General features: G+C 74.9%; 16 protein-coding genes. 8 read left to right on the plus strand and 8 right to left on the minus strand.

Features of this window, described 5'->3' with window-relative positions; genetic code table 11:
* Nucleotides 1-17: 17 nt before the first annotated feature.
* Nucleotides 18-761 (minus strand): SDR family NAD(P)-dependent oxidoreductase, encoded by a 744-nt coding sequence (locus IE257_RS10035; protein ID WP_189966900.1) that lies wholly within the window; start codon nucleotides 759-761, stop codon nucleotides 18-20.
* A 187-nt stretch (nucleotides 762-948) separates the two neighbouring features.
* On the opposite strand from IE257_RS10035, the gene IE257_RS10040 reads away from it, so the two are divergent.
* Both IE257_RS10040 and IE257_RS10045 read left to right on the plus strand, forming a co-directional pair.
* Nucleotides 949-2,025, plus strand: a complete 1,077-nt coding sequence (locus tag IE257_RS10040) for an RNA ligase (ATP) (protein ID WP_189966902.1) — start codon at nucleotides 949-951, stop codon at nucleotides 2,023-2,025.
* Nucleotides 2,026-2,212: 187 nt separating this feature from the next.
* Nucleotides 2,213-3,139, plus strand: a complete 927-nt coding sequence (locus IE257_RS10045) for an NADP-dependent oxidoreductase (RefSeq protein ID WP_189967347.1) — start codon at nucleotides 2,213-2,215, stop codon at nucleotides 3,137-3,139.
* 18 nt (nucleotides 3,140-3,157) lie between these two features.
* Here IE257_RS10045 and IE257_RS10050 read toward each other — a convergent pair whose 3' ends face one another.
* From IE257_RS10050 to IE257_RS10080, 7 genes are all read right to left on the minus strand, one after another.
* Nucleotides 3,158-6,070, minus strand: a complete 2,913-nt coding sequence (locus tag IE257_RS10050; RefSeq protein ID WP_189966904.1) for a poly(A) polymerase — start codon at nucleotides 6,068-6,070, stop codon at nucleotides 3,158-3,160.
* Complete coding sequence (locus IE257_RS10055; RefSeq protein ID WP_189966906.1) at nucleotides 6,070-7,866, minus strand: RNA ligase family protein; 1,797 nt, start codon at nucleotides 7,864-7,866, stop codon at nucleotides 6,070-6,072. Before IE257_RS10055 ends, IE257_RS10050 begins: the two co-directional genes overlap by 1 nt.
* 155 nt (nucleotides 7,867-8,021) lie before the next feature.
* On the minus strand, nucleotides 8,022-8,273 hold the full coding sequence (locus IE257_RS10060; protein ID WP_229920241.1) for an NAD(P)-dependent oxidoreductase: 252 nt from the start codon (nucleotides 8,271-8,273) through the stop codon (nucleotides 8,022-8,024).
* The gene (locus IE257_RS10065; RefSeq protein ID WP_189966908.1) at nucleotides 8,273-9,277 is read right to left on the minus strand and encodes a hypothetical protein; all 1,005 of its coding nucleotides are present in this window, start codon (nucleotides 9,275-9,277) and stop codon (nucleotides 8,273-8,275) included. Before IE257_RS10065 ends, IE257_RS10060 begins: the two co-directional genes overlap by 1 nt.
* Before the next feature lie 59 nt (nucleotides 9,278-9,336).
* Entirely contained in the window at nucleotides 9,337-9,807 is a 471-nt protein-coding gene (locus IE257_RS10070) for a hypothetical protein (protein ID WP_189966910.1), read from the minus strand.
* 67 nt (nucleotides 9,808-9,874) lie between these two features.
* A complete protein-coding gene (locus IE257_RS10075) occupies nucleotides 9,875-11,089 on the minus strand; it encodes a DUF418 domain-containing protein (RefSeq protein ID WP_189966912.1) in 1,215 nt (404 codons plus the stop codon).
* Complete coding sequence (locus IE257_RS10080; protein ID WP_189966914.1) at nucleotides 11,086-12,837, minus strand: VanW family protein; 1,752 nt, start codon at nucleotides 12,835-12,837, stop codon at nucleotides 11,086-11,088. The genes IE257_RS10075 and IE257_RS10080 overlap by 4 nt, the downstream gene beginning before the upstream one ends.
* A gap of 267 nt (nucleotides 12,838-13,104) precedes the next feature.
* Here IE257_RS10080 and IE257_RS10085 point away from each other — a divergent pair, with 267 nt between their 5' ends.
* The 6 genes from IE257_RS10085 (at nucleotide 13,105) to IE257_RS10110 (ending at nucleotide 18,003) form a co-directional block, all read left to right on the plus strand.
* Nucleotides 13,105-14,130: an NUDIX domain-containing protein gene (locus IE257_RS10085; protein ID WP_189966916.1), complete on the plus strand. Its 1,026-nt coding sequence runs from the start codon at nucleotides 13,105-13,107 to the stop codon at nucleotides 14,128-14,130.
* 76 nt (nucleotides 14,131-14,206) lie between these two features.
* Complete coding sequence (locus IE257_RS10090; RefSeq protein ID WP_189966918.1) at nucleotides 14,207-14,710, plus strand: SRPBCC family protein; 504 nt, start codon at nucleotides 14,207-14,209, stop codon at nucleotides 14,708-14,710.
* Between the two features lie 150 nt (nucleotides 14,711-14,860).
* On the plus strand, nucleotides 14,861-15,595 hold the full coding sequence (locus tag IE257_RS10095) for an SDR family oxidoreductase (RefSeq protein WP_189966920.1): 735 nt from the start codon (nucleotides 14,861-14,863) through the stop codon (nucleotides 15,593-15,595).
* Between the two features lie 5 nt (nucleotides 15,596-15,600).
* Entirely contained in the window at nucleotides 15,601-16,248 is a 648-nt protein-coding gene (locus IE257_RS10100; protein ID WP_189966922.1) for a GNAT family N-acetyltransferase, read from the plus strand.
* A 160-nt stretch (nucleotides 16,249-16,408) separates the two neighbouring features.
* Nucleotides 16,409-16,885, plus strand: coding sequence for a hypothetical protein (locus tag IE257_RS10105; RefSeq protein WP_189966924.1), 477 nt, complete (start codon nucleotides 16,409-16,411; stop codon nucleotides 16,883-16,885).
* A 284-nt stretch (nucleotides 16,886-17,169) separates the two neighbouring features.
* Nucleotides 17,170-18,003 (plus strand): hypothetical protein, encoded by an 834-nt coding sequence (locus IE257_RS10110; protein WP_189966925.1) that lies wholly within the window; start codon nucleotides 17,170-17,172, stop codon nucleotides 18,001-18,003.
* Nucleotides 18,004-18,080: the final 77 nt, after the last annotated feature.

Raw genomic sequence — 18,080 nt, forward strand, 5'->3', positions numbered from 1 at the left:
CGGCCGCGCTCCCGGGATCAGCGGCCGCCGGAGATGCGGAGGACGGTGCCCGTCGTGTACGAGGCGTCCGGCGAGAGGAGCCAGGCGATCGCCCCGGCGATCTCCTCCGGCCGGCCGGGGCGGCCGAGGGGGACCGAGGGCGCGACCCGGGCCGGTCGGTCGGGGTCGCCCATCGCCGCGTGCATGTCCGTCTCGATGATGCCCGGGGCCACGGCGTTGACCCGGATCCCGTCCGGGCCGAGTTCCTTCGCGAGCCCCACGGTCAGCGCGTCGGTGGCCGCCTTGGTCGCCGCGTAGTGCACGTACTCCCCGGGGCTGCCGAGGGTGGCGGCCGCCGAGGAGACGTTCACGATCGCCCCGCCCCCGCCGTCCGCCATGTCCCGGGCGGCCCGGCGGCAGCACAGCAGGTATCCGAGGAGGTTGACCTCCAGGACCCGCCTCAGATCCTCGGTCCGGGCATCGGCGAGCCGGCCCAGCGGACCGGTCACCCCGGCGTTGTTGACCAGCCCGGTCACCCGGCCGAGTTCGGCGCCGGCGATGTCGAAGAGCCGCTCGACGGCGCACTCCTGCGAGATGTCACCCCGTACGGTCACGCAGCGGGCACCGGTGGCCCGCACCTGCGCGGCCACCGCCTCGGCCGCCGTCGTGTCGCGGGTGTAACCCAGCGCCAGGTCATGTCCGTCGGCGGCCAGCCGCAGACAGGCCGCCGCACCGATACCCCTGCTGCCGCCGGTGACGACGGTGACGGGACGAGGTGACATGGGGCCTCCTGGGTGCGCGGGAGCGGGGTGGGGCGGGCGGCGCGGGGCGGAGCGAGGTGGGGCGGGCAGGCTAACACCGTGATATTCGCTGGACCAGCGGAAATGGCGGGAAGGAGAGTGGTCGTCACCGACGCGCCGCAGCACCGCGCGTCGTCGTCACGTCCCTGAACGATGCCGGAGCCGCCCCATGTCGACCCTGCGAGTCACCGCCGAAGAGCTGACCGTCCACGAGCACCCGAACGCCGACGCGCTGGAACTGGCCCAAGTGGGCCTGTACCGCGCGGTGATCGCCAAGGGCGCCTACCGCACGGGCGAGTTCGCGATCTACATACCCGAACAGGCCGTCCTGCCGGCCGATCTGATCGAGGAGCTCGGCCTCACCGGGCGCCTCGCCGGAAGCTCCGCCGACCGGGTCAAGGCGGTCCGGCTGCGGGGCGAACTCTCGCAGGGACTCGTGTGCAGGCCGCGCGCGCTCGCCGATGTCGACCTGGCCCGAGCCGCCGAGGAGGAAACGGACTTCGCCGAGCTGCTCGGCATCACCAAATGGGCCCCGCCCATCCCCACGACCATGAACGGCGACGTCGAAGCCGCCGCCGACCTGCTGCCGTGGGTCGACATCGAGAACCTCCAGCGCTACCCGCACATCTTCGAGTCCGGCGAGCCCGTCGTCCTCACCGAGAAACTGCACGGCACCGCCTGCCTGTTCACGTACGTCGCCGAGGGCGAGCGGTCCTTCGTCTCCTCCAAGGGGTTCGGCTCGAAGGGGCTGGCGCTCAAGGAGGACGAGCGCAACGTGTACTGGCGGGCCGTACGCGGCCACGACGTACCGGCCGTCGCCGCGGCCCTGGCCGAGCGCCTCGGCGCGACCCGGGTCGGGATCTTCGGCGAGGTGTTCGGCAAGGGCGTCCAGGACCTCTCCTACGGGACCGACGTGCGCACCGCCGACGCGCCACCCGGATACGCCGTCTTCGACGTGTCCGCCGAGATCGACGGGCAGGTGCGCTGGCTGGACCCGGCCGCCGTTCTGACGGACGGTGAGCTCCCGCAGGTACCGCGGCTGTACGAGGGCCCGTACGACCTCGACACGGTGCTGGAGCAGGCGAGCGGCCGCGAGACGGTCTCCGGGAAGGCCGTGCACCTGCGCGAGGGCGTCGTCATCCGGCCGTCGACCGAGCGGTACAGCCCGGTCACGGGCGGCCGGGCCATCGCCAAGGCGGTCAGCCCGGCGTACCTGACCCGCAAGGGCGGCACCGAGTACGAGTGACCACCGCACCGTGCGGTCCTGCGCGCCCTCGCACGGTCCTGCGCGGTGCCGCGCCACGCCGCGCCACGCCCGCCCCGCCTCGTGGGGCGGGCGCTTCGTGCATGGTGGGATGGGCCGGGGGCGGGTTCCACCAGCACACGGAGAGGTCGGGCACATGTCCCAGTCGGGCGGCAGCAGCCAGGTAACCATGCGGGCGATGGCGTACGAGACGTACGGCGGGACGGAGGTGCTCTCCGAGACGCGGCTGCCGATGCCCAAGGTCGGACCCGGCGAGGTCCTCGTCAGGGTCAGGTGCGCCGCAGTCAACCCCGTCGACTGGAAGATCATGGCGGGCGGGCTCGACCCCCTGATGGACGTCCTCTACCCGGTGGTGCCCGGCTGGGACGTGTCCGGCACCGTCGAGCGGGTCGGCATCGACACCCCCGAATACGCCGAGGGCGACGAGGTCATCGCGTACGCCCGCAAGGACTACGTGCACGGCGGCACCTTCGCGGAGTTCGTCACCGTGCCCGTACGCGCCCTCGCGCACAAGCCCGTCTCCCTCGACTGGGCCGAGGCCGCCGGACTCCCGCTCGCCGGACTCACCGCCTACCAGCTGCTCACCCGCCTCGGCACCGGCAAGGACGACACCGTCCTCATCCACGGTGCGGCGGGCGGCGTCGGCTCCTTCGGCGTGCAGATCGCCCGCGCCCTCGGCGCCCGGGTCATCGGCACGGCCTCCGCGCGCAACCACGACCGGGTGCGCGAACTCGGCGCCGAACCCATCGAGTACGGGGACGGGCTGGCCGAGCGCGTCCGCGCCCTCGTCCCCGACGGCCCCACGGTCGTCGCGGACTTCGTCGGTGGCGTCGGCGCCGTCACCCGGGAGGTGCTCCACGACGACGGCCGGCACGCCTCCATCGCCGACCCCAGCGTCCTCGGAGCGGGCGGCGAGTGGATGTGGGTCCGCCCGGTCGGCAGCGACCTGGCCGAACTGGGCCGGCTCGCCGACAGCGGCCGGCTGAAGGTCCCGGTCGCCCGGACCTTCCCGCTGGGCGAGCTGGCGGCCGCCTTCGAACTGAGCCAGGGCGGGCACACCGCAGGAAAGATCATCATCGAGGTCGGACCCGCGTGACGCACGAGCCCTGACGCGTCACACCAGGTCCGGAACCTCACCGCCGGCCGCCCACGCCACCTCGACCCCCGGCAGGCCCGACCGCCAGGGGCCGGTCAGCGCGGCCAGGCGCGACGCGTCCGGCGGGGCGGCGCCGAGCCCGATCGCGTAGCGGGCGAGCGCCGGGCCGGACGCGAACGGGCGGGGCCAGGCGTGCACGTCCGTCACACCGGCCTCGTCCAGCGCACCGAGCAGCGCCCGCAGCCGACCGCGCACCCGGCCCAGCACCTCCTCGAACTCCCCCTCCGCGGCCGTCCGTACGGTCACCACCGCCCAGGCGGCGTGCCGGCGGTGCAGCGGCGGACGCCCCGGGGCCGGGCGGCCCTCCGCCGGACCCGACTCCAGCAGCTCCCAGGCCGCGTACAACTCCTGGACCAGCAGGTCGCGCAGGCCCGGCCCCACCTGGGCGGTGCAACTGCGCACCGGATCCGAGGGGGTGAGGACCGTGACGGGGGCCGGTCCGTCCCCCGTCGTGCCCGGGGCGGGCGCTGCCACGGGCGCCCCCGGTGCCAGGGACACCGGCTCCCGCCAGTCCCAGGCCGCCCACCTGCCGAAGAACTCGCGCAGCAGTGCATCGGGCGGCAGCGCCCCGGCCTCCTGCACCGTACGCGCCGCGAGGACCGCCCAGGCCAGCCCGGGCAGCCCGCCGAACGGCGCCGAGTCCAGGCCCCGGGCCCGCGCCCACGCCTTCACCCCCCGCGCCAGCCCGGCGAACGCGGCCTGCCGCTCCCCGCCCACCCGTGCCCGTACGGCATCGGCGTCGGTGACCGCGCTCAGCGCCGGCGCGGCCACCTCGCCCAGCTCCGCCCGCCGGGCCACCGCCTGTGCCGGATCCAGCCCGCCGGTGGCCACCGCCACCAGATCCACCGACAGCGCACCGACGCGGAACCGCAGCCCCGGCACCCGCGCCCCCCTCACCTCGCGCAACCGCACCGCCTCGGGCAGCGCCGCCGCCACCCGGTCCCGTACGAGGGCGACATCGGCCTGGCCCGGCAGGGCCGCCACCAGGTCCAGATCGGACTCCGGCAGCGCGCAGCCCATGCGGCGGGACCCGGCCAGGTGCACCTGCGCGTCGCCGAGGGCGGCCCTGATGCGAGCGGTGACCGACTCGGCGGTCTCCTCCCGGATCGAAGGCGAAGGCGCAGGCGCAGGCACCGGTGCGAGTGCGTCCAGGTCCGCAGTCTCCGGCTTCCAGCGGATCTCGCCCGTTCCCAGCTCCACCGTCGCCCGGACCCGCATCGGCCCGTCCCCGCGCCGCGAGAGCACGGCCAGCTCCCCGACCGGTGCGGTCACCGGGCCGCCGAGCCGCGCCGCGAAGGCGGCGACCGCGCGCTGCGGGTCCCGGCTGCGCCCCAGCGTCAGATGCGGGGTGTAGCCGTCGTGTTCACCCGTACGGCCCCGGCAGCCCGGGAAGCGTTCCGCCAGCGCGCGCCGGAGCTCCTGCCACGGCGCCTCACCGGCCGCCGCCGGGTCCAGCCAGACGGTGGCGTCCTCGCGGTGCCCGAAGCTGTGCACGCCCTCCAGCCGGGCGTCGAACGGCCCGGTCCCGGCAGCCGCCTGCGCCACGAGCGGCAGGGCCTCGGCGAAGGAGGACTCCGGCACGAAGCCGAAGAGCAGGTTCACGTGCGCGGGCCAGCGCCCGGCCTGCGGGTCGTGTGCGCGGCGCAGATCCTCCACGGCCTCCGGCAGGCGCGGCGGCAGCCATGCCACGGCCGTCCGGGCCGTCGCCGGTACGTCGAGCCGCGCCCGCCCGCCGTCCCGCGCGCCGAACTCCACCGTCGCCTCCACCCCGAAGTGGTCGGAGACGAACAGCCCGTCCGCCCCCGCTGCCGGTGCGTCACCGCGCAGCGCGGCCGCGGTCACCCGCGCCGTCGCGGACCGCAGCAGGATCCGGTCCAGCCGGGCCGCCCGCCCCGACAGCGAGGCCACCGCGGCCAGGGGATTGACCACCGGGTCGAAGGTCGGCGTATCGTCCGCCGGCCCGTGCACGTCGCTCCAGGCGTCCCGCATTCCGAGGGCGGCCGCGGGTCCCTCGGCCCCGTGGCGCCGGTCGTTGAAGTCGCCGAGCAGCGCCACGGCGGCTTCGACCCCGCCGAGACCCTCCGCGAGCCGGGCCAGTTCGGCCTCCCGTCGGCCGCTCCCGTCCTGGCTGTGGTCGCTGCTCAGATGGGTCGCGGCGACGACCAGCGGTCCGGCCGCGGTGTCCACGGTCACCGCGGTCACCGCCTTGTGCGGGCGGAGCAGGTGCAGGCCCGCCTCCCGCACCGGCATCCGGCTCAGCACCAGCAGCCCGCACTCGTCGACGTCCCGGCCGTCCGGGTCCGTACCGAGGGTGTACCCGGCCCGCACCCACGGCTCCGCCAGCAGCATGCGGAGCAGCGCCGGTTCGACCTCCTGCAGTGCGATGACGTCGGCGTCGGCCGCGGCGAGATCGGCCAGCAGCATGGGCCTGCGCCGGGCGGTGGCGATGCGGGGGGCGTCGTACCGGTCCCAGAGGGTGTTCCAGGTCAGCAGCCGCACCGTGGTGGCGGCGGCCGCCGCCGGACCCGCGGGCACCGGCCCGGCAGGCCGCCAGGCACCGCCGTCCGCGGGGTCCCACGCGTACGGGGTCCGCGCGCTGAAGAACGGGGCCCGCAACAGCCGCGGATCACGGACCCGGCCCGCCGTGGAGGCATCGATGCGGTCCACGCCCGTGGCGCGGTCCCACACCAGCTCGCCGTCGGCTTCGACGAACAGCACCCGGTGCCAGGGGATGTCGCCGCCGGGCACGAACGAGGGCAGCGGGACCCGCTTCGGTGCGGCGCCGCGCTGGAGCAGTCCGAGCACGAACCGCGCCGGATCGAACCGGGAGTCCCAGCGGACCTGGTGGTAGAGCTCCTCACTGGTACGCATCAGTACCGCCCCCGTCCCTCGTCCGTGAATCCGTCCGTGAGCCCGCCCGCGGGTCCGGCCGCGAGGCCGCCGGCCGTGTCCTCGACGTGCCCGGCCGCACCGATGTACCAGGTGCGGTGCGCCTGTCCGGCGTGCGGCGGGCTGAACCGGTGCAGCTGCGAGGCCAGCACCGGCGCCGGCACCGGATGCGGGCGCACGCCGTTGCGCCGGACCAGCTCCGCCTCCTCCACCAGCACCACGCCATGGGTGACCAGCGCGTCGCGGCGCCGCGCGACCGAGCCGGCCAGCCCGCGCTGCTGGTCGGTGAGCGAGGTGGCGTCCCACACCACCGTTCCGCCGCGGACGAGCGCCGCGTCGAGGCGGTCCAGTCCCTTGCTCAGCACCTCGGCGTTGGACCGCTGGTCGGCACGGGAACCCCGGGCCTCGCGCAGTTCGTCAAGACTGATGTACGTGTCCACGCCGGGCAGTTCGCGGCCGAAGGTGCTCTTCCCGCTGCCCGAGGGCCCGCACAGCTGCACCAGCCGGGGAAACGTTCCCTCACGCCACTGCCAGGTCGCCGCCACCGCCTCCTCCACCGCGGATCCGGAGATCCTGCCCTGCCCGAACGCGCGCCGGGCCTCCGCCCAGCAGCGGTCGGCCGCGTCCGTCTCCAGCCCGGCGAGGGCCTCGCGCAGCCCGGCCCGCAGAGGCTCCAGCGGATCGGGGCCCAGCAGCCCCGCCTCCTCGGCGCACAGCGCGGACCATTCCACGCACTCCCGAGCCTCCGGGCCGTCCGCGAGCGCCCCGGCGAGCGCGTGCAGCACCCCGAGATCGACCGCCGCGGCCATCCGGACCAGCCCGACCCGCCGGTCGCCATCGGGGAACGGCCGCTGCAGGTACGGATACAGACCCACCAGGTCGGCGACCCGCCGCGCGAGACCCATCCCCACCGGGCCCGCCGCGAGCCGCGCCGCGGTCCGCGGCCGCGGCCGACGGTGCAGCAGGGCGGCCAGGACACCGGCCAGCCGGTCCTCCCCGGTCCGCCCGGACGCATCGATCCGGGCCGCGACCTCGGCGACCTCCTCCGCGGTCGAAAGCGGGGCGGCGGCATCGGGGGCCTCGGTGTCATCGGCACCGACGGCGGCGGCCAGCCCCACCGCATCGGCCTCCGCCCCCGAGCGCACCGCCCACAACGGGGCAGCAGTCCCCAGCCCGTTCGGCACGACCTGCGCGAACATCCAGTGCGTACCCGTCTGCACGTGACCGCCCCGTACCCACTTGGCCACGCACCGCGCGAACTCCTCGCGCGTGAAGCCGTCCGCCGTCCGTACGACGTACCCCTCCTGCCGCGCCGTGTCGAGCTTCAGCCTGCGCAGAGCCCGCTCGTCGAAGGTGCCGCGCCACAGTACGCGCGGGGTGGGTACCCCGAGGCCCCGCAGGAACCGTACGGTCCGGTCCCAGTCGAGGCAGTGCTCCCCGTCCCACACCGAGAACCCGTAGAACCAGCTGTCCAGATCCTCGTACGGGATCGAGTGCCGGGCGTACATGTTCTCGCCGCACACCCGCCGACCGGCCGGGATCCCGGCGCCGATCCGGCCCTGGAGGCCCTTGACCCACGCCCGTGAGGGGTGGTGCGCGGAGTCGAGCGACCGCGCGTGCAGGCCGTCCGCGTACAGGGTGGTGTTCTCCCCGTCGAGCTTCTCGGTCACCACGACCTCGCGGCCGACCAGCCCCGCCAGTCCGACGGCCCGGACGTCGTCCGCCGCCGCCCCGGGTGACCAGGGCAGGTGCGGGGTACGGGGATAGTGGATGCGCATGATCCGCTCCTGCTCGACATCGGGTGCCTCGTCACTGTAGGTAACCCGACCGGACGCATCCACCCAATAACGCCCCGAACCACTTCACGAACGACTTCGCAGGGCTTCCCGGTGACCTTCCCGGAGACCTTCCCGGACGGACGGCTTCCCGCCGCTCAGTGGGCGACGGTGAACCGTCGGCCCGCGTGCGCGTCCCGCTCGATCTCGTCGACCAGGGCGACCGCGAAGTCCTCCGTCGAGATCCGGCTGCGGCCCTCCTCGTCGACGACCAGCCCGTCGAGCCCCAGCCGGTACGTGCCCGTGCGCTCGCCCGGCGCGATCTGCGCGGCCGGGCTCAGGCAGGTCCAGCGGACCTCCTCCACCGGCACGGTCCGCAGGAAGTCCAGGGCGTCCCCGTGGGCGTGCATCAGCGCGCGCCGTCCCCGCCCAGCATGCGGTGTAGTTCCGGGTCCACCGCGTGCTCGGGCGCCCCGGGCAGCAGCCGCAGCTCCGGCAGTCCCGCGATCGCCACCCCGCCGATCTCCCGGAGCACGGCCCGCACCTCCTCCGGGACCGGCACCGCCCAGCCGTCCATGACGGAGTCGGCGCAACCCGCTTCGAGGACGATGAGGCCGGGGAACCCTGCGGCCAGCGAACGCAGTTCGGCCACCGCGCGGCGGGCGGCGTCGGCCGGCACCCGGTGGCGGCGCACCGCCCGTCCGAGGAAGTCCCCGCTGACCACGCTGCGCAGCAGCAGGGCCCGGCCGTCGCCGACGATCTGGAACTGGACCTCGCTGCTTCCGGTGTCGGCGGTGTTGTGGAAGGTGGAGAAGTACGGCTCCCAGTCCACGGCGCACGGATAGCCCGGCAGGTCGTGCAGGTCGACGAGATCGGTCAGCGAGTCGCCGCGGCCGACGAGCGCGGCGAGTGGGTCGTCGCCCCGGGCGAGTGCGGCCCGTTCGGCCAGTTCGACGGTGGCGGTGGCCGGTACGGAGAACCTCCCTCGCGGCCGGTCCGGCACCCCGTCGGCGAACCGCTCGGCGAACCCGGCCAGCCACGCGGTGAAGTCCGGGGCCTCGACGGTGACGTCCGGGTCCGCGCCCCAGGGGTTGACGGCCACGACCGGCCCCCAGCGGGCGCCGCCGACTCCGACGATCAGGGAGCCCTCGCCGAAGTCCGTTTCCCCCAGGGTCCAGCAGCCGTCCATGAACCTCTCCCGGCCGCGCGGCCCGAAGCGGTACTCGTGGTCCTCGGTCTCCAGCCCGCCGATCTCCCGCAGGACGACCCGGACCTCCTCCGGCACCGCGACGGACCAGCCGTCCAACTCCGCGTCCGTGAAGCCCTCGAACAGCTCCAGCTCGTCCGGCCGCTCCTGCGCCAGCTCCCTCAGCGCCCGCACGGCTTCCGCCGCCTGCGGCCCCGCGTCGTACATGTACGTGGCTCCCCGTCTCGTCCGCTCTGCGGCTCCGAGGGTATCCCCGGGTGACCCGTTCAGCGGCAGAGGGCGACGATCTCCGGGGACACGGTGCCCTCGGCCGCCGCGCACAGGGCGGCCATGTCGAACGAACCCTGCGGTGCGGGCCTCGGCGCGACCGCGGCCGGGGGTCGCTTGCGGGGCTTGGCCGGGGCCGCGGGCTTCACCCGTTTCGCGGGCCGGCGGGGTCGCGGCGGCTTCGCCTCGACCCGGCGCGGCCGCTCCGGCCGCTCGGCCGCCGGTACCGACGCGGGCACGGGCACGGACTCCGCCGGCGGCTCCGTCGCCATCGGCTCCGCCGGCCCGGCCGACTCCGGAAGCGTGCCCAACGGGAGCGCCAGGGGAGTCGGTTGCCGTTCCGGCGTACGGTCCGCGACGGACGCCGGCCGCGGTGCGTCCGGCGGAGCGGCCGGACGCACCGTCACACACCCGGTGGCCATCACGAACGCGGCAAGGGTCAGGGGCAGGTCCCGGCGCAGCAGCTGCATCCGCCCACCCTGCCGCACCGGCGCCGCACGGGCCGAACCGGTCACACAGATGGGTGACAGGGCGCTCTCAGGCGCGGATCCGCCCCTGCGCGGCCAGTCTGAGCACGTGTTCCACCGGCCCGCGGCGCAGCGGGCTGTGGGCCCAGATCCGCTGCCAGGCCCAGGTCAGGGCAAGTGCCGTGCAACTGAAGGCGATCCAGGCGGACCAGGACGCGGCGCCGTGCGCCGGACCGGCCAGCACCAGCGCGTGGACGACGTACGCGCTCAGAGCCATCGCCCCGAGCACCGTGAGCGGCCGCAGCAGACGGGCGCCCGTCCCGTACCGCGCGGCGAGCGCGCACAGGCCGATGAGGGCGCAGCCCACACCCGTGTTGCCCAGGGTCTCCAGCGGGGTCTGGCTGTAGGGGTCGGCCACCAGCAGCCAGTCCCAGGAGGTGCTGGGCACGGCGCCGTACTGACCCTGCAGCACCTCGCGGACGGGATCGGCCGCGGCCATGGCCTCCGGGTGGTGGACGGCGATCGCCTCCAGCAGCCGCTGCCGGGCGCCGAACACATGGCTCGCCAGCCAGGCGGAGCCGTACCCGGCGAAGGCGGCTGCCGTGCCCCACACCGCCATCCGCAGGGCCACCGCCCGTCCCCGCACGTCGCACAGCCGGGCGAGGGCCATCCCGGCCAGCACGTACGGGAAGTAGGTGGCCAGCGGGTACGCCCCGGTGAGCAGCAGTTCCAGCACCACCGCGCCCAGGCCCGGCCAGCTCGTCAGATCGCCGGCCTCGGGGACCAGTCCGCGCCCGGAGGCCTCGTACCCGAACACCGGGCCCAGCAGGAACGACAGCAGCGGGCCCGCCACCACCGAGATGCCCGCCACCGCGGTGAGGACCGGGGTGGACAGCCGGGTGAAGGGCTCGGCCGCCAGGAAGTACACGGCGAAGAAGGCCAGGATGACCAGGATCCCGGGCCACAACGAGGCCAGCCACACGCCGAGTACGGCCAGTACCGCGCAGCGGATCAGCAGGGGACGCCAGCGGCCCGCCCAGCCCTCGGGCCGTTGCGACGGGTCCTGCCCCCGCTGGGCCAGGACCAGCGAGAAGCCGGCGAGCAGGGTGAAGAGGGCCGGGGCGCGCCCGTCGGCCGCGACCAGGAGGTAGCCGGCGCCCTCGGGCTCCGGGCCGGGGCCGACGTGCACGGCGAACATGCCGAGAACGGCCAGGCCGCGTACGGCATCGACCCCGGCGAGCCGGCCGGACCCGCCGGCAGGGGCCCCCGCGGCGCCGCCCGTCACGCGCCGCACTTCACGTGGTCGCGCGGCGTGTAACGGGTCTTCATCGTCTCCCGTTTGACTTCTTTGCCGCCCTGCACGAAGACGCGGTCGACCGCCACGTCGAAGCCCTCCAGCGGGGTCTGGGGCTCGCACTTCGGTCCGCTGCCGGTGCGGGTGGCCGGCTGCTTGATGTTGGTCCGCGGACCCTGGTTCGCCCGTATCTCCTCGTACTTCTTCGTGCCGAGGAAGGTGATGGTGATGGAGGTGTCCGTGGCCTCGGCCTGGAGGTAGAGGGCCTTGCCCGAGTCGTTGACGAAGCGCAGGTCCAGGCTGCCCCAGGCCACGGTCGCCTCGCGGCCCTCGGGGTACCGCTCGATGTAGAAGGAGTGCGCGCCGTACTCGACGGGCTTGACGCCCGCGAAGAACATCGCGTTGAAGACGGTGGTCGCGACGGCCGAGACACCGCCGCCGGCGGCCTTCTCGTACTGGCCGTTGTTGATGATCAGGCCGTCGACGAAGCCGTTCTCCTTGGTGCGTTCGCCGACCGTCCGGTTGAAACTCCAGGTCTCGTCGGGGAGCACCAGCGAGCCGTTGATCAGCTCGGCGGCCCGCCCGATGTTGGTCGTGCGGTACGCGGCCGGCTCGAACCGGACCGTGAAGGAGGACACCTTCTCCTTGAGCCCGAGCTGGTCGACGGTGTCCTTGGAGAGCCGGGGAGCGGCGGCCTCGGTGGCGACCTCGCCGGTCCGGGCGGCCGGGTCCGCCCCGGTCAGCAGCGGCAGCACCGCTGCGCCCAGGGCCTGTTCGGTGACCTGCCGACCCGCCCTGCCCTCCTGGGCGACCGTGACCCGGCCCGCGGCATCGAGGCGCAGCCGTGCCTCGGCGGGGCCCGGGGCGGCCTGCCGCAGCGGGCCCGCGAGGGCCGGGTCGGCGAGCAGGGCCTTGGTGTCGAGGCCCGGGGTGAGACGACCCCCGCCGCCGTCCCCCAGCCTCAGGTGCCTGGAGAGGACGGTGGGGGAGAGGGATATGTTCCGCCCGGCGACCGCGAGGGTGACGGGGGCGGACATCGCGGGTTCGGCGAATTCCTTCAGGGCCCGGTCGGTCTCCTGCTGCCCCACCTTCGGCTCGGTCCGCCGAACGGGCAGGGCGAGCGGGTCGGTTCCGGTCCGCGGGTATCCGTCGAGCAGGGTGTCCAGCGAGGCGTCCACGTCGAGGGTGATTCCCGTGACCGGCGCGACCGCCTTGGCCCGGCCCTTCTCGAAGGAGACGGAACCCTCCTTGGCCTCGACCCCGGTCTTCCTCCCCAGGTCTTCCAGCGCGCCCCGGGCGGTCTTCTCGTCGAGGCGGACCACCGGGGCGAGCCCGGGATCGCCGGAGGCGAAGAGCCGGCCGATCACGGTGAGCGGGCCGGAGCCGGTGCGCGCGGCCCGGTCGGCGGTGGCGGCGCTGTCCACGGACAGGCCGAGCGCCCCCGGATCGGCCTGCTCGGTGCGCTCGCCGATCCGCAGCGCGACCGGGGCCGCGGCGGCCGGGCCGAGTTCCCGGTCCAGGGTCCGCCGGGCCTCGTCCCGGCTCATCCCGCCTATGGAGACGCCGCGCACCTTCGTCCCCTCGGGAACGTCCTCGCCGGCCAGGAGCAGCCCGGCGGCGTACAGCCCGCCGAAGCCGACGGCCGCGGCGCCCGCGGCCGCACCGGCGATTCCCTTCGCGGTCCACCTCCTTCCGGGGTCCGCCGGGGTACCGGTGCCCGTGGGGGAGGCGCGTCGCATGTGTGGGTCTCTCCTAGGTGCGGTCGCGTGCGGTCGGCGGTGCGTGCGGTGCGTGCGGTGCGTGGGGCGGGAAAGTGGTCGGACCGGCGGTTTTCATGCCGCCAGTCCGCATCCGGAACGTACCAGGAAGTACATAACCAAGTAATAAGGAGGTATAGGGGTGGCAAAGAAGTGGGGTGTCGGTCCGGGCGGGCGCGGCGCCGTAACCCGGGGGCCGCGCCCGCTGTTGCACAGGCCGGCGGGTCCACCCACGGTGAACGGAGTCCGATGCCGCAGCTGACCGACCAGGGCGCGATCGACGAACACGAGCGGGAGCGGCCGGGAACCTGGATGACCCCGGCGGAGTACGGGGCCTCGCGGGCCGCCGTGTGGACCGCGGCCGTCGTCCTCGTCACCGACGCCCGCGGCCGGATCCTCGTCCAGAGCGTCGACTACCGCGCCGACCGGCTGCTCCCCGGCGGGGCCGTGGACGCCGGCGAGGCGCCGTCCGCGGCGGCCGCGCGCGAGCTGCGCGAGGAACTCGGAGTCGACGGCCGCTACCCGCGCGGCCTCGTCGTGGACTGGATCCCCGCCGACACCCCCGGCTTCCCGCCCGAGATGCGCTTCCCCGGCGAGATCCTGCACGTCTACGACGGTGGCACCTGGACCCCCGACCGGATCGAGGCGGTGCGCCTCCCGCCCCAGGAGATCACCGGCATCCACTTCGCCGAACCGGCCGACCTGCCCGCCCTCATGGACCCGGGCGACGCCCGCCGCGCACTGTCCGCCCTGCGCGCCCGCATCAACGGCTGCGGCACCGCCCTGCTGGAGGACGGTCACCCCACCGCCCCCACCGCCCTCGACCGGCTGGGCGTCCTGCGCACGCGGCGGATCCCGGAGCACGAGGCCTGGCACCCGGGCCCGGTCCCGGAGCGGCTGCCCGTACGGGACCTGAGGTCCTGGCTGTTCGCCCCCGACGGCCGGGTCCTGCTCCTGGTCTCCCGGGCCACCGGAGCCGCCCACCTGCCGCCCCCGACGGCCGCCTCCGCCGACGCCGCCCCGCTCGGCTACCGGCACGCCGAGCGGGGCGCCCACGCCCGCTCAGCCGCCCGGCTCACCGCCCTGGCCCCGGCCGCCGACCCGGAGTACGCCCGCCTGCTGGCCACCCCCGAACAGGTCCGCGAGCTGAGCGACTGGGGCCCGGCGGGCCACGACGAACTCGCGGCGGTCCACACGGCCCGCACCCGCCTCGGCCTCCCCACCCCCACCCGCACCCCGCCCACGGAGCTCCCCGAGGGGGGCGCCCGCTGGTGAGGTGCCGGACGTCGCCGACCACCGCCATGATCGGGAAATCCGGCGTCCGCGGTCCGCGGTCCCGCAGCATGGGCCCATGAGCGACAGTGCGATCACCTACACCCTGTACATCCAGGCCGACCCCGACCGGGTCTGGCAGGCCCTCACCGAGCCCGCCTTCACCCGCCGGTACTGGGGCCTGAGCTTCGAGACCGACTGGGCCGTGGGCTCGCCGATGGACTGGGTCGAGCGGGGGGCCCGTACCAGCGACCCCGAGCAGGTGGTCCTCGACTGCGTCCCCGACCGCCTGCTCTCCTACACCTGGCACACCTTCACCCCGCAGTGGGCGGCCTCGGTCGGTATCGGCGAGGAGCTGCGGGCCGAACTGGCCAAGGAGCGCCGCACGAAGGTCACGTACGAGATCGAGCCCGTCGGCGACACACTGGCCCGGCTGACCATCCTGCACGAGGGCTTCGAGCCCGGCGGCACCCTGATCGGCATGTGCGGGCGGGCCTGGCCGATGCTCGCGTCGAGCCTCAAGACGCTGCTGGAGACAGGGGCTCCGCTGCCCGAGGCCGAGCCCGGGCCGGGCGAGGACTGACCCGCGGCGCGGAGAGCCGGTACGCAACCACCCGCGCCCCCGGACGGCCCGGCTCTCCGCGGTTCCCCGGGCCCACCGCGGCGCCCCAACCGCCGTGCCCCGTACCGCACCTGAGATCATGTGTATAGACCACGAATCAGGAGCGCAGACATGACACTCGAGCACCACCGCGTCGTCATCACCGCCGCCGGCCGCGACTTCGGGCGCACCCTCGCCCTGCGCTTCGCGAGCAGGGGCGCCGAGGTCCACCTCTCCGCCCGCACCCTCGAAGCCGCCGAGCGCGTCCGCGAGGAGATCCTCGCCCAGGGCCACGACGCCGACCGCGTCCACGCCCATGCCTGCGACCTCACCGATCCCGCCTCCGTACGGGAGTTCGCCGCCGCGGTGGCCGCCCGCACCGACCGCATCGACGTACTCGTCAACAACGGCTCCCGCTACCAGCACGGCACCGACCTGCTGTCCGCCTCCGACGAGGACGTGACCGACACCCTCGCCTCGGGCGCCACCGGTACGGTCCTGGTCACCAAGGCCTTCCTCCCCCTGCTCCTGAAGTCGGCCGGCCCGGACATCGTCACCATGGTCTCCGGCTGCGGGGATGCCGGCCACCATCGGTCCGACGCGCACGCGGCCTTCTACGCCGCCAAGAGCGCCCAGGCCGGTTTCACCGAGATCCTCTCCCGCAGGCTGCGCGACCAGGGCGTCCGCGTCATCTCCCTCTACCCGCCGGACTTCGACAACCACGACCCGCTGTCGGAATCCTGGGAGGGCGCCCCGCGCACCGCGAAGGACCCGCTCACCGCCCAGTCGCTGGTCGACTGCATCTTCTTCGCGATCGGCCAGCCCCGCGACTGCTTCATCAAGTCCTTTCACTTCGAGCAGGTCTGACGGTCGTGGGACGGACACTGACGGAGATCCTCGGCGCCGCGGCCGCCGGTCGGTTCCCGCCGCCCGACGGCGGCACCACCGTGGTCCCGCAGGAACACCGACGGGACGCGGGCGTCATCGCCTTCACCGCGCACTCCGTGGTGTTCACCGACGAGGACCCGGAGTGGGTGCACGCCACCCTCGCGGCCCTCGACTGCGACGCGCTCGCCGCCACCATGAACCCCCGGTTCCTGGCCGCACTGCTCGACCGCACGGGACGCGGCACCGACACGATCGACCTGCTCACCGTCGCCGGGCCGCTGCCCGGCGACCCGGCGCTGAAGCTCGTGGAGGCGACCGACGCCGACCACCCCCGGGTACGCCGGGCCCTGCGCCGCCGTGACGGCATACGGGTCTGGTCGGCGGACGGCGGAGTCCTCGTCCTCGGCCGCGGCGTCGCGGGCCGCTGGGAGGCGGCGATCGAGGTGGACGAGGGGGCCCGCCACCACGGGCTGGGCCGGGAACTGGCCCGCGCGGCCCGCCACCTCGTCCCCGGCGGGCAGCCGGTCTGGTCCCAGCAGGCCACCGGCAACGCACGCAGCATCCGCGCCTTCCAGGCCGCGGGCTACCGGCCGGTCGGTGCGGAGGCCCTGATGCTGGCTCCGGCCGGCTGAGCACGCCCGACGGCACCCTGACCACCGACCGCTCACGGCGGTCGTGTGGAATGGGTGCCATGGCGAGAGGAAACAACCAGCAGCGGCCCGCACGGGGCATACCGGCGCGGGGAGCGGTCGGGCCTGCCCGCGAAGGCGCCGTGCGCGACGGAGCGGCCCGATGAACGGCCCCGACGACGACACGCCCCCGGAGCACTGGCGCTACGCCCGCCACTTGGAGGAACTCGCCGTGGCGCCGGACCGCGGCGCCGAGGCCGAGGTGGAGGTGGTCGCCGCCGTGCTGCGCGACCCCGACCGGGTGATGGCCGAGAGCGCGGTGGTCACGCACCTCGACCGGCGCGCCGCACAACTGCTCGACGACGATCGGTTCCCCGCCTGGGCCGGGGACATGGCCGCCGCCCTCGCCGGGCGGCCCTTCCCCGAGCGCCGACTGCGGGAGTGGAGCCTGCTCACGGCCGTCACCCGCGACGAACCCTGGTCCGCCGAGGAGCTCACCGCCGCCTCCGACTGGTGCCAACGCACCGCCGTCCGGCTGCTGGCCTCGTACGAGGCGCTGAGCCTGCTCGCCACGGCCGCCCGTACCCGCCGCGTCCGCAACGCGGCCGCCGACCGCCTGCGCCGCCGCTCCGCGGTCTGACGCCCGTCCCGGCAGGTCGGGCCGTCACTGCGACGGTTCGCAACACCGTGCGGCAGAAGGGTAGTTGTGTCCGAAGATCCCGATCGCACCGGGCCGGGCCGGGGCACCTTCACGAGCGTGCCCTTGAAGACCTGCCCGAAGACGAGGCCCTGTCGGATCGTCGCCCACTCCGCGTCCGTCACCACGACGTCATCGTCCCACCCGCGCCCGGAGCGCTGCGGAGCAGGAGCGGTGTGACGAAAATGGCGTGTCGGCACCGGTGTTCACGGACGTAGCCTCGGGACGTGCTCCAACTCGTCCTTGCCGTATCCGTGGTCGTCGTGGCCGTCGCCGTGTACGGGGGTCTCGGCCTCCGGTGGTGGTGGCGGGCGCGGCTGCGGCGCGGGATCCTCGCGCGGGTCGCCGCGCTGGACCTGGAGCCGTACCACGCCGCAGCGTTGAAGCAGGAGAAGACCGAGGCCGCGGCCGCCGAGCTGATGCTCGGCGGGTACCTCGAGATCGACGGGGAAGGGGCCGCACGGCTGACCGAGGCCGGTCGGGAAGCCGGCCGGATCCCCGTCGAAGCGGCGCCCGCCGCCCTGTTGGAGGCGGTGCGCCGGCACGATCCGGAGCCGGTGTCGATCGGGTGGATCCGCCAGCCGTGGGCCTGCTGCGGCTGTGTGGGGTTCGTCCTGCTCGTGTGTTTCTGGCTCCTGGTGGCCGAGATGCTGGTGATCGTGCCCCCGCACGGCCTCCGGGAATGGTCCGCCGCCGTCGTGGCCGCGGCCGGCCTGGCGGCGCTGTGGTTCGCCCCCGCCGGCGGCCGGGCGGTCCGCGCGCGTACGGAGTGCGGGGACGCGCTGGGGGACCGGCTCCGGACTGCGGTACACGAAGCAGCCGAGACGCATCCGGCGATGGCGGCGCTGGACGAGCGGCAGCGGTTGCACGTCCTCACGAGCGCCGGTGACCGCGACCGGTGGCGCGGCGTCGACGGGTTCGTCCCCGACGAGGACGAGGGCGAGGGCGAGGATGAGAGCGAGGACGACGACGAGGACGAGGACGAGGACGAATGGTGGGGGTGGGTGGACGCCTACCACTACCGGGCCGCCGACCACGAGGACGGCCCGGACGGCTCCTAGGCCGTCCCTTCCCCATCCTGTCGGGCCCGCGGCGCCCGACAACGCAGCGAGGTGCGGTGCCGGGCGCCGCGGGCCCC

The organism is Streptomyces avidinii (assembly GCF_014650695.1).
Taxonomy (GTDB): domain Bacteria; phylum Actinomycetota; class Actinomycetes; order Streptomycetales; family Streptomycetaceae; genus Streptomyces; species Streptomyces avidinii.

Coding starts and splice junctions, on each gene's coding strand:
- IE257_RS10035 (WP_189966900.1), bottom strand. CDS start 761: ATGTCACCTCGTCCCGTCACCGTCGTCACCGGCGGCAGCAGGGGTATC.
- IE257_RS10040 (WP_189966902.1), top strand. CDS start 949: ATGTCGACCCTGCGAGTCACCGCCGAAGAGCTGACCGTCCACGAGCAC.
- IE257_RS10045 (WP_189967347.1), top strand. CDS start 2,213: ATGCGGGCGATGGCGTACGAGACGTACGGCGGGACGGAGGTGCTCTCC.
- IE257_RS10050 (WP_189966904.1), bottom strand. CDS start 6,070: ATGCGTACCAGTGAGGAGCTCTACCACCAGGTCCGCTGGGACTCCCGG.
- IE257_RS10055 (WP_189966906.1), bottom strand. CDS start 7,866: ATGCGCATCCACTATCCCCGTACCCCGCACCTGCCCTGGTCACCCGGG.
- IE257_RS10060 (WP_229920241.1), bottom strand. CDS start 8,273: ATGCACGCCCACGGGGACGCCCTGGACTTCCTGCGGACCGTGCCGGTG.
- IE257_RS10065 (WP_189966908.1), bottom strand. CDS start 9,277: ATGTACGACGCGGGGCCGCAGGCGGCGGAAGCCGTGCGGGCGCTGAGG.
- IE257_RS10070 (WP_189966910.1), bottom strand. CDS start 9,807: ATGCAGCTGCTGCGCCGGGACCTGCCCCTGACCCTTGCCGCGTTCGTG.
- IE257_RS10080 (WP_189966914.1), bottom strand. CDS start 12,837: ATGCGACGCGCCTCCCCCACGGGCACCGGTACCCCGGCGGACCCCGGA.
- IE257_RS10085 (WP_189966916.1), top strand. CDS start 13,105: ATGCCGCAGCTGACCGACCAGGGCGCGATCGACGAACACGAGCGGGAG.
- IE257_RS10090 (WP_189966918.1), top strand. CDS start 14,207: ATGAGCGACAGTGCGATCACCTACACCCTGTACATCCAGGCCGACCCC.
- IE257_RS10095 (WP_189966920.1), top strand. CDS start 14,861: ATGACACTCGAGCACCACCGCGTCGTCATCACCGCCGCCGGCCGCGAC.
- IE257_RS10105 (WP_189966924.1), top strand. CDS start 16,409: ATGAACGGCCCCGACGACGACACGCCCCCGGAGCACTGGCGCTACGCC.